At 73.9% G+C, this 15,416-nt stretch carries 10 protein-coding genes; 3 read left to right on the plus strand and 7 right to left on the minus strand.

The window, feature by feature from the left end:
- Positions 1-14 precede the first annotated feature (14 nt).
- Both ACGFSH_RS02780 and ACGFSH_RS02785 read right to left on the minus strand, forming a co-directional pair.
- Complete coding sequence (locus ACGFSH_RS02780; RefSeq protein WP_393344267.1) at positions 15-1,964, minus strand: DNA/RNA non-specific endonuclease; 1,950 nt, start codon at positions 1,962-1,964, stop codon at positions 15-17.
- Positions 1,965-2,444: 480 nt separating this feature from the next.
- On the minus strand, positions 2,445-5,813 hold the full coding sequence (locus ACGFSH_RS02785; RefSeq protein WP_393344269.1) for an ALF repeat-containing protein: 3,369 nt from the start codon (positions 5,811-5,813) through the stop codon (positions 2,445-2,447).
- 532 nt (positions 5,814-6,345) lie between these two features.
- Here ACGFSH_RS02785 and ACGFSH_RS02790 point away from each other — a divergent pair.
- Positions 6,346-6,891, plus strand: coding sequence for a hypothetical protein (locus ACGFSH_RS02790; protein WP_393344271.1), 546 nt, complete (start codon positions 6,346-6,348; stop codon positions 6,889-6,891).
- 81 nt (positions 6,892-6,972) lie between these two features.
- Positions 6,973-8,514 (plus strand): FG-GAP-like repeat-containing protein, encoded by a 1,542-nt coding sequence (locus ACGFSH_RS02795; RefSeq protein ID WP_393344273.1) that lies wholly within the window; start codon positions 6,973-6,975, stop codon positions 8,512-8,514.
- Between the two features lie 92 nt (positions 8,515-8,606).
- Here ACGFSH_RS02795 and ACGFSH_RS02800 read toward each other — a convergent pair whose 3' ends face one another.
- Complete coding sequence (locus ACGFSH_RS02800; RefSeq protein ID WP_393344275.1) at positions 8,607-9,155, minus strand: hypothetical protein; 549 nt, start codon at positions 9,153-9,155, stop codon at positions 8,607-8,609.
- Between the two features lie 444 nt (positions 9,156-9,599).
- Between ACGFSH_RS02800 and ACGFSH_RS02805 the strand changes: the two genes are divergently transcribed.
- Positions 9,600-11,378: a cation:proton antiporter gene (locus ACGFSH_RS02805; RefSeq protein WP_393344277.1), complete on the plus strand. Its 1,779-nt coding sequence runs from the start codon at positions 9,600-9,602 to the stop codon at positions 11,376-11,378.
- 43 nt (positions 11,379-11,421) lie between these two features.
- Here ACGFSH_RS02805 and ACGFSH_RS02810 read toward each other — a convergent pair whose 3' ends face one another.
- From ACGFSH_RS02810 to ACGFSH_RS02825, 4 genes are read right to left on the minus strand one after another with little or no spacing between them, the layout of a single operon-like run.
- Positions 11,422-11,751: a CU044_2847 family protein gene (locus ACGFSH_RS02810; RefSeq protein WP_393344279.1), complete on the minus strand. Its 330-nt coding sequence runs from the start codon at positions 11,749-11,751 to the stop codon at positions 11,422-11,424.
- Positions 11,752-11,803: 52 nt separating this feature from the next.
- Positions 11,804-13,042 carry an extracellular solute-binding protein gene (locus ACGFSH_RS02815; RefSeq protein WP_393344281.1) on the minus strand — a complete coding sequence of 413 codons (1,239 nt, stop codon included), beginning with the start codon at positions 13,040-13,042 and terminating at the stop codon, positions 11,804-11,806.
- Positions 13,039-13,896, minus strand: coding sequence for a hypothetical protein (locus ACGFSH_RS02820; protein ID WP_393344283.1), 858 nt, complete (start codon positions 13,894-13,896; stop codon positions 13,039-13,041). Before ACGFSH_RS02820 ends, ACGFSH_RS02815 begins: the two co-directional genes overlap by 4 nt.
- 2 nt (positions 13,897-13,898) lie before the next feature.
- The gene (locus ACGFSH_RS02825) at positions 13,899-15,353 is read right to left on the minus strand and encodes a VWA domain-containing protein (RefSeq protein WP_393344285.1); all 1,455 of its coding nucleotides are present in this window, start codon (positions 15,351-15,353) and stop codon (positions 13,899-13,901) included.
- Between the last annotated feature and the right edge of the window lie 63 nt (positions 15,354-15,416).

A 15,416-nucleotide genomic window follows, 5' to 3' on the forward strand; every position in this document is an offset into this window, starting at 1 on the left:
ACCGGTGGTGGTGATCAGTTTCCGAGGTTGAGCAGCCCGGTGTCCGCCTTGGTGTTGGGGACGTACACGCTGGGGAACAGCTCCTCGGTCGTCCCGTTCGCGCGCTCGATGGTAGCGGTCATCGTGACGCCGGTCGGGATGGTGCTGGTGGCGTCCCGGAAGACGGGCGTCACCTGGTAGAAGATCGCGTCGTTCGGCCCGAAGCTCCCCTCCTTCACCTTGTTCTGCGCCATGGCCTCGTAGGTCCGCATGCTGGGCGTGCCGGTGTTCATGCCCGCCTGCCAGCACGGGACGAGGTTGTTCTGCCCGCCGTCCCTGATCTGCCCCGGCCCGCCGAGAATGTTCGCGATCAGGTGACACCGGGCCTGCTCGGTCTTGGGCACGTTGCCCTCGAACTTCTGCGCGTCCTGCCAGCCGGTGATGTCTCCGCTGGCCGGCTTGCCGGTGCCGAGCGGCCGGCTCAGACAGGCCTGCGCCGTCGACGGCCGGGTGCCGGGCGGGCCCATCGGGGTGATGGTCTTGTTGACGTGCGGGACCGGTTCGGTGGTGTTCCTGATCCAGCCGCTGCCTGAGGGGCGCGCGCCGTCGGTGGTGGGCGGGTTCGCCAGGCACGGCGCCTGGGGGACGGCGTCCGGCGTCGTGAACGCCACCTTGAACTGCTCGCCGTCGACGACGCGCTGGGCCGTGAAGCCCTCCGTGAGCTGCGCGTCGGCGAACTGCTTGTCGGCGGGCGGGACATGGGCGCGCACGCAGGGTGTGGCCGGGTCCAGGTCCCGGCTGTCGCCGAGGACGTAGGTGTCCCAGCCGCCGCTGCTGGCGTTCGGGATCAACTCGACGCACCGGGCGCCGTCGATGCCGCCCTCCTTGGCCTCGGCGAAGGGGAACTCACCGCAGGTGTCGTTCTCGACGAGGTCCGTGTTGGGGTCGAAGCTTCCGCAGGTGCGGCCCGTACGGTCGGCGACGCCGCTCTTCTGCCGGGTCAGCAGCTTCTTCTGGCCCCAGCCGTCGTCGAAGCGCTGCTGGGCCCACTCATAGGCGGCCACCGCGCCGCCCGGCTGCGAACCCTGCGCGCGCATCGGCACGACGGGGGTGACGGAGGGGACGACGCAGCCCGGCGACGGGGTGCCGGCGCCGGTGGTGTCGCGGACGTCGTCGTCGCAGCGGAGCTTGCGGGGGTTGTCCCACGAGGCGTTCGGGTCGACGGCCGTGGCGCCCGGCGACGTCACGTACATCTTGTACGAGGTGGTGAACTGCACGGCGGTGCCGGCGGCGGGCGACGAGGAGTAGGCGACGGAGCCGCTGACGGACTGGCCCGGGACCAGATCGCCGCCGTACCAGGGCGCGGTCTTCGTCGTCGTGCAGCCGCTCGTGCAGGAGGCGCGGAACTTGGCGTTGAGGGCGGTGACGTCGCCGCTCGCGCTCGTCATCCGCGCGGTGATCTGCTCCTGCCAGGCGGTGCCCTTCGCGGGAAGGGTGGCGCTCGTCGAGACCTGCACGGTGCCGCGCCCGATCTCCTTGCCGTTGGCGTCGCGCAGGACGTAGAGGACGTTCACCCCCGTCACGCAGTACTCGAAGCGGTTGTAGGTGTACGAGCCGGGGCTGGTGATGCCGCAGGTGTCGGCCGCCGCCGCGACCGCGGAGCGGCTTCGCCGGGGCGCCGCGACGGCCGGGCTGGTGCTCACACACGCCTGCGCGGCCCCCGCCCGGCGTTCCTTCGACCCGGCCAGGGTGGGCTCGCAGTGCTCCCCGTCCGTCCGGAGCGCGGTGGTCCGGGTGAGGGGCGCGCCGGCCGGCAGGTCCGCGGCGGCGGCCGCGGGCGCGCCCTGCGGCTTCTGCGCGGCGGTCTGCGGCTGTGCCGGGCTCATGCCGGTCGTGGTGAGCCCCAGCGCGGCCATGGTCACCAGGGCCAGCGCGGTCGACCGGGCTCGTCTTCGTACGGGCCGTCCGGGTCGTATCGCAGGCATGCTCGTCCTACCTCTCCTCGTGGCGTGGATCGCCGCCGGCTCACTGCGCCGACGACTCGGTGGTTCGGGGTGGTGGGGGGATGGAGGGCTGGGGGTGGGGGCGTGAGGGGTGGGGGGTGGGGGGTGCGCCGGTTCGGCGACCCTCTCGTGCGGCGGGTCGCTGGCGGGCGGCCGGGGTTCGGGGACCGGCACGTCGAGGGCTGGCGTGTGTGCGGGACGTGCGTGTGCGGGATGGGCGTGCCAGGCGTGCGTGCGTCGGACGCGCGGGGGTGCCGGGCGCTTGCGGGTGTCAGGCGGTGTCCGGCCCTTACGGGCCGGGCGGTCGTGCGGGGGAGGACCGGCCGGCCCGCGGGGGCCCGTCCGGCCCGTGGGTGCGCCGGCGTCGGGCCCGCGCCGCCGGGGGCCCGGGCCGCGGTCGTCCGGGGCGGCGCCCTCTCGCGCGGGGCCGTTCCGGACGCCGGGCGCGGGCCGTGACGCGGGTCAGAAGATGGACGACAGGACCTTGGTGGCCCCGGAGACGACGTCCTCGCCGACGTCGGCGATCTTGCCGACGACGGGCTTGATGAGCTTGCCGCCGACGGCCTTGTCCGCGGCGCCGATCCACTTGGACTGGCCGAAGGTGACCAGGCTCAGGCCGGTGCCCAAGGCGGATTCGATGAACTGGCTGCTGGTGAAGCCGTGTTCGATGCCGGTGAAGAGGGTGCCGAGGGCGCCGGCGCCCATCGAGACCGCGGAGAAGAAGCCGGCCGCCGCGGCCGCCGGGGGGAACACGAAGGCGGCCAGGGCGCAGCCGGCGGCCAGGAACCCTGCGCCGACGCTGATCGCGTTGAACGCGTCGGCGTACCAGCCGGCGTCGTTCCACCACTCGTCGGTGTCCCCGCCGGTGCCGTTGGGGTTGATCTGGTCGTTGGTGTCCTTGTCGGCCGGGTTGATCCGCTGCTCCCGCTCGCGGCGGGCCTTCTCCAAGGCCGCCTCGGCCGCCGCCTTGACCTCGGCCTGGCGCTTGGTCGCGGCGATCTGCCGGGCCTCGGTGGCAGCGGCGGCCGCGGTCGCAGCGTCCTTGCCCGCCTCGATCGAGGAGGCGCGGGCGGCGGCGGCCGAGGCCTGGGCGCTGTACGACGACCGCAGGGCGGCGCGCGCGGAGTCCATGGCCTTGTTCGCCGAGTAGTTCGCCGAACGGGCGGCGCCGCGGGCGGTCGCCGCAGCCGTGCTCGCCTGGTTCGCGGACGCCTTGGCGTCGGCGGCGGACTTGTCGGCGGCGTCCGCGTTGCGGCGGGCCTCGTCGGCGTAGTCGTCGGCCTTGGCCGCGGAGTCGAGCGCCTTGGCCGCCCACTGCTTGGCCTCGGCGGCGGCGTTGCGGGCGTCGGCGGCGGCCTTCGAGGCGAGGGCGGCGTTCTCCTGCGCCTTCTCGGCGATCTTCGCGGCGGCCGCGATGGCGCCGCGGATCGCGGCGACATGGGTGGCGGTGTCGTGGTCGAGCTGGGCCGTGCGGTACTGCACCAGGGAGACGAAGTTGCGGCGCATCCAGGTGGGCCCCTCCATGGCCACCTCTGCGTACGCCTTGGTGAAGGCGCCCCCGGTGTTCATCAGCGTGAGGGTGAGGACGGCGTCGTCCTCCCGTACCGCCTCGGGGTAGTCGTGGTCGAAGAAGTTCTGGAGCGCCTCGGTGGTGTTGAGGTCGAGGGCCTTGTTCGCGGCGGCCTTGACGGCCTTGCCGGGGTTCGAGCCCAGGATGCGCCCGATCGCCACCCGGTTGTCCTCGTCGGAGGCCTTCTTCATGCCGCTGGTGAGGAAGTCGCCGACCGCCTTGGACGAGGGGCTCTCCAGGGCGTCCAGCGCCGCTTCGGCGATCTTGGGACCGGCGATCGTGGCCACGTGGAGCGTGGTCTCCCGGTCGTCCTGCCCCTGGGCCAGCACCCGGTCGAGGTCGATCCAGGCGTACACGTCGTCGTCCGAGCCGGAGAGGGCGAACTGGGCCGCCTGCCGGGTCCAGGCGCCCCGGGAGTCGAGCAGGGCGATGGCCGCCTTGCGCCCCAGGACCGCCGCGGCCGGCATGTCCCCTGCCGCCAGGGCCTGTTCGGCCCCGGCTATCAGGTCCTTGGTCGCCTGGTCGGTCTGCTGGGCCTGGGCGATCTTGTTCTGATAGGCGGCCAGCTCCTTCGCCTCGATCTCCGCGAGCTGCCTGACCTCCTCGATGGCCTGGAGTTTGTCCTGTTCGAGGGTCTCCGCCTCGGCGTTGCGCGCGTTCTGCTCCACCACCAGGGCGTCCGAGACGGCCTTGGTGGCCGTGTTGGCGGCCAGTACGGCGGCCGCGGCGGAGGCGGTGGAGCGGTTGGCGTAGTCGACGGCCTTGCCGGCGTACTTGACGGCTTCCTCGGCCGCGGCCGCCGCCTTGTCCGCGTGGTCGGCCGCGGAGTTGGCGGCGTCCCGGGCGGTGCGGGCGGCCGCCGCCGCGGTGTTGGCGAGGGCCTGTGCGGTGGACGCGGCGTTCGTGGCCCGGTTCGCGGCGCTGGACGCGATCGCGGCCTGACGCTTGGCCTCCGCGGCCTCCGACTGCGCGGCCCCCGCGGCGGCGCCTGCCTGGGCGGCGGCGTTCGCGGCGGCGGCCGCGTTGCGGGCAGCTCCGGCGGCGGCGGAACCGGCGGCGGCGGCCTTGGTGCCGGCGACGGCCGCCTGGTCGGCCGCCTTGGCGGCGGTGCGCGCCTTGGCGGCGGCGTTGCGGGCGGCGACGGCCGCGTTCTTGGCGGCCTCGGCCTTGCCGGCGTCCTTGGAGGCGCCGATCGCGGCGTTGTAGGCGCGGGCCGCGGCGCTGCCGGCGTTCGCGGCGGCCTGGGCGGCGCCGGTGGCGGCCCAGGAGGCGCGACGGGACGCCGACACGGCGGCGTTGGAGGCGTTGATGGCGTTGCGGGCGGCGTCGGCCGCGCCCTTGGCGGCGGATGCCGCCTTGCGGGCCGCGGCCCCGGACTTCTGCACGTCCTCCTTGGCGGCGGAGGCCTCGGCGGCGGCCTTCTCGGCCGCCTCCTTCGCCTTCCCCGCGGCGGTCTGGGCGCGTGCGGAGGCCTCGACGGCCAGGTTCGTCTCGCGCTCGGCGCGCTTGCCCTCCCGTACGACGACGGCGACGAGTTCCTCGATCGTGGCCGACTCCTGGTCCCGGGCCCGGGCGATGTGCTGCCCGGTCTCGATGAACCACTCGACGTCGGAGGCGGTGCCGCCGAGGGCGCGGTCGGCGTACTTCCGCACCTCCGGGCCGGCCTGGGTCAGCATGGCGGTGACCTGGACCCGGGCGTCCTCGAGGCGGGCGTCGTACTGGGTGTCGGTGAGGAACTGGATCAGGGTCGACTCGGTGCCGGTGTTCAGGGCGGCGGTGGCGGCTCGCTGGACCGCCTTGTCGCCGGTGCCCGACACGATGGTGGTGGCCACCTGGAGGTCTTCGAGGACGGCCGGTTTGAAGCCGTCCTTCAGGAAGTCGGCGATGGCGGCGTCGCCGTTGTCGAGGGCGGCGACCGCCGCACGGCGCAGGCCCTTGCCCGCCCGGTCCAGGCTGCTGACGATGGCGACGCGGTTGTCCTGCACGGTCTGGGCCGGAAGCGTCTCGGCCAGGAACGTCCGGATCTCGCCCTCGGTGCCCGCCAGGGCCAGGGCGGCCGCGGCCTTGACGCCGGAACCGCCCGATATCCAGGCCTTGACGGCTCTCGCCCGGTCGGTGTCCGGCAGCGGGACCGGGTCCGGCGGCGTGCCCTCCGCCGCGGCGGCGACCGGGGCGACGAGCAGCGAAGGCGTGGAGGCTGCGGCGGCGGTGGCGGCGAGCGCACCGAGCACGCGGCGCCGGCTCCAGAAAACTGTCTGCATAGGAGAGTCGTCCTCGTGGGCTGTCGACAGGCGTGCCGGACCTCAGTGCGAGGGCATTTCCGACGTACCCGTGGGATGGAGTGCCATGGAGTGCGAAGTGGCCTGTGGGCGGCGCCAATTGTAATGCCGGACCATATCAACTGCTCTGTGAAAAAAAGCCAGTTGTGCAAGTCGACACTTCAACAGCCTCTGGCTGAAAGACTCTTGACCGTACATCAGGGACTATCCGCACGACCTCCACATTCTTCCGGGCAACCTTTGCCGCATGTGACGGAGGTCACTGGATCCTCATGCGGAATGTCGCGGAACGCGTGGTTTTATTCACTCGACCCCGCAGTCGCTTCATGTTGGTATGGCGAAGCGGACGACACTTACCGAGCCGGGGGACCTCTCGACTTCGAGAGGTAAGGGGACTGTTCCACAAGGGAGTTGGGGCATTCCCCGCGGAGCGATGTCGATATCGCCTTCCTGCGCACCCGAATTCGAGTCCGGTGATGAACGTCCGGCCGTCAGCGACGAACTTGGGGATGCGATGAGGAAATTCAGCAACACGCCCGTCAAGCCGCGGCGGGGGCGGCTCGCGCGGCGCGCACTGGGCGTGGCCGTGGTCTGCGCCGTGGCGGGGATCGCGGTGGCCGCGGGCGTCCCCGGCGGCTCGCCGAAGCACAAGAGCCCCACCGAACTGGTCGTGGACGGGGCTCCCGGCTACGCGGTGGAGAACTTCGACTACCCGCAGGCGGACAAGATCCTGGCCGAGAAGAAGATCGTCCTCAAGCGCGGCGACGGGCACATCACCCTGGCCGACTGCGCGGGCGGGACCGGCCTGCTGGAGATCATGGCCCGCAACAGGACCGACCGGATCTGCTTCAAGGTGGCCGGCAACTCCGGGTGGCTGACCCTGGAGGTCCCCGCGGTCTACGCGATCAAGGGCAACGACTACACGACCGCCGTCGACATGACCGTGGGCACCGAGGAGAAGTCGTTCGACGTCGCCAAGAACACCTGGACGGCGGTGGGCGAGACCGCGGACCCGGAGGGGCGCGAGCACGTGCTCGTCGAGATCCGCTCCTCCAAGTAACCGCACGCCGACCCGACTCGCCCGCCGCACGGACCGGCGCCGGCCGGCCGCGCGGCCCTCGTGACCAGGAGCCCCACGTTCATGTACCTCTCCGGACGCCCCCGTCTCTGCGTGCTGGCCGCCGGCCTCGTCGCGGCCCCGTTCGTGCTGACCTCCGCCCCCGCCCACGCGCTCGCCGGACCCGAGGCTCCGGCCCGGCTGAACTACGTCGCGAAGATCAACGTCGGTGAGCGGAGCGCCTGCACCGGCACGCTCGTCGACCCGCAGTGGGTCCTGACGGCGGCCACCTGCTTCGCCGCCGACGGCAAGCCCCCCGCGGGCAGACCCCTCGTCCCCACCACCGTCACCGTCGGCCGCACCGACCTGACCCAGACCGGCGGCGCCGTCCTTTCGGCCGTCCGGCTCGTTCCGCACGCCGACCGCGACCTGGTGCTCGTCAAGCTCGCCGCCAAGGTCGTCGACCCGGCCGTGACGCCCGTCCGGCTGGCCACCACGCCCGCCGCCGCGGGCGAGAGGCTGGAGAGCGCCGGATTCGGACGCACCAGGACGGAATGGGTGCCCGACAAGCTCCACACCGGCGCCTTCACCGTCGCCGCCACCGCGGCCACGACCGTCGACCTCGACGGCTCCGCGGACGCCACCGTCTGCCAGGGCGACGCCGGCGGCCCCGCCCTGCGCACCGTCGACGGCGTCACGGAACTCGTCGCCGTCAACTCCCGTTCCTGGCAGGGCGGATGCCTCGGCATCGACCCGGCCGAGACGCGCACCGGCGCCGTCGACACCCGGGTCGACGACCTCGGCGACTGGGTCGGACACGCCCTCTCCCGCAACCCGGACGACGTCACCGGGGACGGCAACGCCGACATCGCGGCCGTCAAGGACGACGGCATCCTGTGGATCTACCCGGGCACCGGAAAGGCGACCGGCAGCACGTTCGGCACCCGCTTCCAGGCCGGCACCAGCTGGCAGAGCCAGGACGCCGTCACCATCGGCGACCTGGACAACGACGGCCTCGGCGACCTCCTGTCCCGGCAGGCGTCCGACGGCACGCTGTGGGTGTATCCCAACAGCGGGAAGACCGGCATGGAGACCTTCGCCACCCGCTACCAGGTCGGCACCGGCTGGAAGAGCCAGGACGTCATCCGCACCGGCGACCTCAACGACGACGGTCTCACCGACGTGCTCTCCCGGCAGGCGTCCGACGGCACGCTGTGGGTCTACCCCGGCACGGGGAAGACCGGCATGACCACCTTCGGCACCCGCTACCAGGTCGGCACCGGCTGGAAGAGCCAGGACGTCGTCACCGCCGGGGACCTCGACAACGACGGCCGCACCGACGTGCTCACCCGTCAGGCGTCCGACGGCACGCTGTGGGTCTACCCGGGCACCGGCAGGCCCGGCATGGGCACCCTCGGCACCCGCTACCAGGTCGGCACGGGGTGGAAGAGCCAGGACGTCATCCGTCCCGGGGACTTCAACGGCGACGGCCTCACCGACGTGCTCTCCCGCCAGGCGTCCGACGGCACGCTGTGGGTCTACCCGGGCACCGGCAGGCCCGGCACGACCGCCTTCGGCCCCCGCCGCCAGGCCGGCACCGGCTGGGGACCGTACCGCGTCATCTGAGCGACGGGATCCGCCTCCGCCGGCATCCCCGGGAGGCGCGCGGTCCGACGGCCGTCGTACCCGGCGGTCGTCAGGCCGCTGTCGGCGTGGCGTCAGTAACCGTTGCCGCCGCCCGGCCCGCCGGTGGAGGAGCCGGGTGCGGCCCCGGTGATCGGGGAGCCGTCGGCCCCGAGGACGTACCAGGCGCCGCCGTAGGCCGTGCTGCCCTGGCCCGCCGTGTCGCCGGGCCGGGTGTCCTCGGCGAAGCGGTACAGGGGATGTCCGGCGTAGGTGACCTGGGTGGTGTGGTCGTCGCGGGGAGTCGTGGCGACCAGGGAGGCGTCCAGGCCGTGGGCGCCGGGCCGGCCCGTGGTGGTGTCGGGCGGCCAGGCCTGGGCGCAGCCGCCGTAGCAGTGCGAGGTGGCGCCCGTGTCGGCCTCGAACAGGTACAGGGTCCGGCCCGATCCGTCGACGAGGATCTTGCCGAGTGAGGTGTCGCGCGTCTGCAGCGTGCCGGATCCGCCGGCGGCGGGCGTCGAGCTGCCGGCCGGCGGCGGGCCGGTGGGGGAGGGCGAGGAGCCTGAGCCGCCGGAGCTTGTGCATCCGGCGGCGAAGGCCGCGACGGCGGTCGCGGCCACGGCGAGGGTGGCGGCGCGGTGCATGGCGTTCCTCTTTCCGCTGGGATTCTTCCGGGCTTCTTCCGGGTTCGGCTTCTTCGGGGCTTCTTCTCGACCTTTCCGCTGGGGCCGCTGGGGCCGCTGGGGCCGCTCGGGCCGGCGTCGGGCGGCGGGGCTGGTCCGCGGACCCGTCCTGGGGCGGACCCGTAGGGGAATACGTGCGATATGTCCCTTTCGTTCACTTCTTTGGCGCTCAGCTTCGAGCCGCCTGTTCGGGACGGCACATCCAGCCCGGCCGTGTGACGGACCCGGACGTCTGCTCCGACGCCCGGCGGTTCGGCGCCCGGGCAGCGCACCCGGCTTGCCGACGCCCGGCCGCCGGGCGTTACTGACGGAAGCCGCGGAGGCGCCCGCCCGGCGGGCTCCGGCGCGGGCGCCGCGACCGGCGAGCGCGCCGCCGGCCCCCGTCCCGCACCGAAAGGGCCGCCCATGACGACGAACCAGGTGCTGACCGGCATGGGCCTGATCGTGGTCCTGGCGGTCGGGTCGCAGATCCTGGCCGCCCGGCTGCGCGTCCCCGCCCTCATCGTCCTGCTGCCGGTCGGCTTCGCCGCCGGCGCGCTCAGCGACGACGTCGCGCCCGAACAACTCCTCGGGCCGGCGTTCTCGCCGCTGGTGTCGACGGCCGTCGCCGTGATCCTCTACGACGCGGGCCTCGGGCTGGACCTGTCGAGGCTGAAGGGCCACACCCGCCGGGTCGTCGTCCGGCTGATCTGCGTCGGCGTCCCCGTCACCGGACTGCTCGCCGCGCTGCTCGCCGTGCCGCTGATGGGGATGTCCGCGCGGGCGGCCGTCATGACCGGCGCGATCCTCGTCGTCTCGGGGCCCACGGTCGTGGGACCGCTGCTCGCCTTCGTGCGGCCGAAGGACCGTCTCCAGCACATCCTGGTGTGGGAGGGCTCCCTCATCGACCCGGTCGGCGGCGTGCTGGGGGCCCTGGTGTTCCACGCGGTCGTGTCCGGCTCGCGCCACCGCCTCGGCGGCGGGATGGCGCACTTCCTCGCCAGCACGGGCGTCGGGGTGGCGGGCGGCGCGGTCGGTGCGGCCGTGCTGTGGGTGCTGTTCCGGGTGCTGCGGCCGGGCGAGGTCCTCGGCACCACGGCGCAGCTCGCCGCGGTGGTCGCGGTGTCCGCGTTCTGCGACGTCCTGCGCGACGACACCGGGCTCATCGCCGCCGTGCTGATGGGCCTGGCCGTCGCCAACCTGCGCGGCATGGACGTGCCCGCGCGCCGGCCCTTCTTCGAGACCCTGGTCAGCCTGATCCTCGGGCTGCTCTTCGTCTCGATCTCGGCCACCGTCACCCCGCACTCGCTGCGCCACGTGTGGCTGCCCGCGCTCGGGCTCGCCGCGTTCCTGGTGCTGGTCGTCCGGCCGCTGGTCGCGCTCGTGTCCACCCTCGGCACCGGGCTGACCCGCGCCGAACGCGGCTTCGTCGGCTGGATGGCGCCGCGCGGCATCGTGGCCGCCGCCACCGCCTCGACGTTCTCGGCCGGGCTGGTGGCCGAGGACATCGACGGCGCCGCGAAGATCCTTCCGACGACGTTCGTGGTCATCGTGGCGACCGTGACGCTGTACGGGCTGACCGCCTCGCCCGTCGCCCGGCGGCTCGGCGTGGTACGCCCGTCGCGCTCGCGGCCCCTGCTGGTCGGCGGCGACCCCTGGGTGGTCGATCTGGGCGTGGCCCTGAAGCGGGCCGGGCTGGAGGTCCTGATGTGGGCGGGCGAGGAGGAGCAGCGCGAACGCATCCGGCGGGCCGGGATCGAGCCCGCGCCCGGTGAACTGCTGGGCGCCGCCACCGGCGGGGCCGCGGAGCTGGAGGGCATCACGGCCGTGTACCTCCTCACCGGCGAGGACGACTTCAACGCGCTGGCGGCACTGCTGCTGCGCGGCAGCGTCGAGGGCACGGTCCACCGGCTCGACGCACCGGCCGACAGCCAGGGCGCGGTGGCGCCGTTCATCGGCGGCGAGGTGCTGTTCGGGCCGCGGCTGACCCGGCCGGTGTTCGCCCGCGGCTACGAGGCCGGGGCGGCCGTCCTGGCGCGGCCGGCCGACGAGGTCCCGCGGCCCGGCAGCGAGCTGCTGTTCCTGGTGCGCGGCGACGGCCGCCTCGACCCGGTCACCGAGGGCCGGCCGCTGCGGCCCCGGCCGGGCGACACGGCCGTCCTGCTGGTCCCGGGCGTGCGCGCCACGAAGACGCGCCCGGCGTAGGCCGCTCGGGGGAGGGCCGGGCCGGGCGCCGGCCCGCCCGGGTTCAGCTCGGCGGCGTCGGTTCCGCGCCGCTCCAGCGCAGGGTGACGTCGAGGTGGGCGCCGACGCTCGCGCTCGTCAGGACCGCGCCGAGCTTGGCGTCCAGGACGACGCCGAAGGTGACCTCCACCTCGTCGGGCCGCCGGGTGGCGTCACGGAACTGGCCGATCACCTCGGAGGCGGCGGTGGTGATCGGCGCGAGGGCCTCCCGCAGACCGGTGGCCGCGCTCTCCAGGCGGGTGCCGAGGCCCACGGCGCCGGTGCCGGTGCGGGCCGCCGGGGACACGAGGACGACGCTGCCGTCGTCGAGGGTGAACTGCACGGCGTCGGGCATGGCGACTCCTGGAGGTGTCCGGAACGGGTCGGGGCGGGGTTCGGGGCAGGGTTCAGGGGGTGCCGCACAGGGGCGGCGCGGACTTCGGGCGGGCGGGGCCCAGCGCGGTCTGGACCTTGTCGAGCGCCTTCAGGAGCGGACCCAGTGCCGTGCCGTTCGCGTAGTCCAGGACCGCCCGGTAGAAGGCGGCCGAGACGTCGGGGTCCATCGCGTCGGCGGCGCTGAAGCAGAGGGTGTTCGCGGGGGTGTGGAGCATCGCGGCGATCCGGCCCTGGACGCGGTCGGTGTAGTCCGCCACCGTGACCCGCCTGTCGGCGGAGAGCGCGAAGCCGGGCCGGTTCACCCACAGCCGCTGGGCCTCGGTGCTCGCCAGGTAGGCGATGAACTCGTCGGCGCCGCCGTTGCCGGTGAACTTCCCGACGAAGTCCGCCGAGACCTGAAGCGTCCTGCCGGGGGGAGGCACGTACCGGTATCCGCCCCTCTTCACCCGGTCCGCGTCGAAGTCCATCGCGGCGAGGGTGCCGTGGCCCATGGTGCACGCCGGCATCTTCCCGGCGGCGTCCCTGAAACCGGTCTTGGCGGCGCCTTCGAGGGCGTCGCCCATGAGGTCCCCCCACGCGGTCCACGCCCGGTGCACGGGGCCCCGGTCCCAGTGCGCGGCCCCCGACGCCCATGCCGTGTAGGCGTCGTGGCCGTAGCGGGCGAGCAGGAGGTCCGCTATCCAGTCGGCGCCCGGCCAGCCGGAGGTCGGACCGGACTCCAGCCCCAGGCACCACCTGTCGTGGCGGGCGGGCAGATCCGCCCAGCTCCTCGGCGGGTCGGGCATGGCGTGGACGTCGTACCAGACGAGGCTCTTGACGTCGGCCTTCACCGGGATGGCGTACACGTCGCCGCCCTCGCCGGTCACGCCGTCACCGCCGGTCGTGCCGAGTCCCCGGAACGGCTGCACGTAGTCGCCCGTGTCGACGTCGAGCCTTCGCAGCGCCCCGTCCTTCTGGTACTTGGCGATCGCCCCCACGCTGGGCAGCACCGCCAGGTCGGGTTCCGCGTCGGCGGCCACGGCCGCGTCGAGCTGCTCGTTCAGGGCGCGGGTGACCTCGGGTTCGACGTCGATGCCGGGGTGGCTCTTCTCGAAGGCCTCGACGACCGCGTAGAAGGCCTGGAACTCCTTGCCGGACCAGGGGACCATGATCGTCACCTTGCTCCTGCCGGGACCGCCGCACGCGAGGGCCGCCGCGAGCAGCCCGAGGGCCAGGGCGCCGCGCACGAGGAGGGCCGTCGGTCTTCTCATGGGCGCGGGAACCGGTATTCGGCGAGGCGCGGGCGGTAGGCCAGGTGGGCCAGGGCTCCGGCGGCGGCCAGCACGGGCAGGGCGATCACCGCGTCGAGCGGGCGCAGCACGCACATCAGGACGTCGACCGTCGCGGTGGCGGACAGGGCCAGGGCGAGCGCCGGGCTGGGATACCGCCGGAAGCGCCGGGCGACGACGCGTCCGGTGGCCCGGACGAGGAGCAGCAGGACCGCGAGAGGCGTCATGAACAGCGGCCAGAGCAGACGGTGGTCGCGCCAGTCCGAGTCCAGCTGGACCTCGCGGGCGTCGCTCTCCACCTGCCGGAGATCCAGGAGGGACTGTTCGAGGCCGCCGGTGAACCGGACGGGACGCTTCCCCGCGCGCTCCGGCCCGGCGCGCAGCGCCTCGCCGACCTTGCCGACGGCCGGGGCCCCGTCGAGGACCGCCGCGTTGGCCATCTTCACGGTCGTCGCCAACTGGCCCTGCACGAACTGGATGTGGCTCAGTCCCCGCTTCCCCGCCCCGTTGCCCTCCGTCGCCGACGTGAGATGGGAGCTGATGCGGGCGGCGGCGTTGGCGAAGTCCGCGCCGGTGCCGGTCAGCGCGATCGACACGGGGTCCCTGACCCGGGCGACGGCGTCCAGCGCGGTCCTCGCCCGCACGGCCTGCTCGTGCGCACGCAGGAGGTCGTCCATGGCCCCGCGGGTGCGCTCGGAGGCGGCCATCTGGTCCCCGGCGCGGTCCTCCACCACCAGGCACAGCAGCGTCGTCACGGCCAGCACGCCCAGCACGGCAGCCCTGAGCCGGCGCAGCACCACGACCGGATGGGACGGGCGCGGCCGTCTCCCGGTCACGGTCACAGGACGTCCCTCGGCTCGCCGGCCGCGTCCGGGTCGCCGAGCCGGTGCCCGCACTCCTCGCAGAACCTGGCCCTGGGCGACGTGGACGTCGACAGGCACCGGGGGCACGCGCGGGGCGACGGCGTTTCCCCGGGCGGCCGGTCGTGCCGCTCGGCCGGCCGTCTCGCGGTCTTCGTCGAGTCCAGGCCGAGCCCGAGGATCCGGCCGCGGGCGACGTCCCGCCGCATCCGCGGCCGCCCGTCGGGGCCTTCGGCGGCGACCGCTTGCAGCGACCGCAGACGCGCGGTGTCCCCGAGGGACCGCGCGAGATCGAGCGCGAGGCGCAGTTCACGGTCGGCGCGTTCGAGGTCCCCGCGCAGATGGGCGTCCGCGCAGGCGCGCATGGCCATGCCGAGTTCGCGTTCGTTCTCGACGCGGGTCAGGTCGGGGGAGCGGGCGATGCCGAAGCCGGGCGTCGAGCGGCGGCGTACGACCAGGGCGGCGCTCTCGGCGCACGGGCGGCGCGTCCCGTCGGGGAACTCGGCGTGCAGGGTGATGCGGGCGGCGCGCAGGGTCTCGTCCACGGTCAGGCTGTGAGGGTCGACGCTCAGCGAGACCTGGTACTGACGGGTCTCCGGAGCCCACGCGCCGAGCGGCACGTGCGTCTCCTCGCCCCGTAGCTGACGAGCCGTCAACTCCGCTTCGACGGGACGGGTCTGCCGTACGAAGGAGAGCTGGAAACGGCTGTTGAGGCGCAGGCCCAGATACACGCGGGGCACGACGACGCGCTGCGCCTCGCGCATCAGCCGGGTGAAGTCGCCGGTCAGGTCGGAGATGGTGACGACGGCCTCCGCGGAGCCGTGCAAGGCCTGCGTGACGCGCAGGAGTTCGGTGTAGCGCCAGTCGTCGCCCAGGCCGCGGGCGTCGCAGACGAAGTGGTCGGTGCAGGCCGCGAGGACCTCGCCGAGCTGCTCGGGCGTCTCGTGCTCGTCCTTGCCGTCGGTGTACAGCACCGCGTGGCGCACCGTGGCCGGGGACTCCACCGTCGCGAACAGGCCGCGGGCCCGCTCCAGCCACCGGCCGATCGCCGTACCGCCCTCCGGGAGCTGGCCGGCCACCCGCAGCTTGGCGTCCTCCCGGCTGCGCGCGTCGACCCGGGCCAGACCGCCCGTCACCGGGAAGACCACCTCCGCCTCATGGTTGCCCGCGACCACGGCCAGCAGCGTTCCGTCCCGCAGCGTGTCGATGGCCGCCCACATCGCGCGCTTCGCCTCGTCCAGCTTGTGGCCCGTCATCGACAACGAGCGGTCCATGATGAGGATCTCGGCCCCCGGCGCCCGCGCGGACGGGCCGGCGGCGGAGTCCGCGGTCACGGTGATCAGGGCGTCCGCGCGCCGCTCGTCGTAGGGCAGATCCGTGGGCGCGTCCACTTCCAGGGCGAAACCGAGCCCCAACGGCGACCTGTCCCCCACCGGCACCATCCGTTCGCCTCGCCGACTGCGTCCCTTACGGTGCGTGCACGCGTTCACGACGGA

Origin of the sequence: Streptomyces sp. NPDC048481, from assembly GCF_043200075.1 — a bacterium.
Taxonomy (GTDB): domain Bacteria; phylum Actinomycetota; class Actinomycetes; order Streptomycetales; family Streptomycetaceae; genus Streptomyces.

Bases quoted from the DNA above. Each gene is read 5' to 3' on its own strand.
- ACGFSH_RS02780 (WP_393344267.1), bottom strand. From the start codon at position 1,964: ATGCCTGCGATACGACCCGGACGGCCCGTACGAAGACGAGCCCGGTCG.
- ACGFSH_RS02805 (WP_393344277.1), top strand. From the start codon at position 9,600: ATGACGACGAACCAGGTGCTGACCGGCATGGGCCTGATCGTGGTCCTG.
- ACGFSH_RS02795 (WP_393344273.1), top strand. From the start codon at position 6,973: ATGTACCTCTCCGGACGCCCCCGTCTCTGCGTGCTGGCCGCCGGCCTC.
- ACGFSH_RS02810 (WP_393344279.1), bottom strand. From the start codon at position 11,751: ATGCCCGACGCCGTGCAGTTCACCCTCGACGACGGCAGCGTCGTCCTC.
- ACGFSH_RS02785 (WP_393344269.1), bottom strand. From the start codon at position 5,813: ATGCAGACAGTTTTCTGGAGCCGGCGCCGCGTGCTCGGTGCGCTCGCC.
- ACGFSH_RS02800 (WP_393344275.1), bottom strand. From the start codon at position 9,155: ATGCACCGCGCCGCCACCCTCGCCGTGGCCGCGACCGCCGTCGCGGCC.
- ACGFSH_RS02815 (WP_393344281.1), bottom strand. From the start codon at position 13,042: ATGAGAAGACCGACGGCCCTCCTCGTGCGCGGCGCCCTGGCCCTCGGG.
- ACGFSH_RS02790 (WP_393344271.1), top strand. From the start codon at position 6,346: ATGAGGAAATTCAGCAACACGCCCGTCAAGCCGCGGCGGGGGCGGCTC.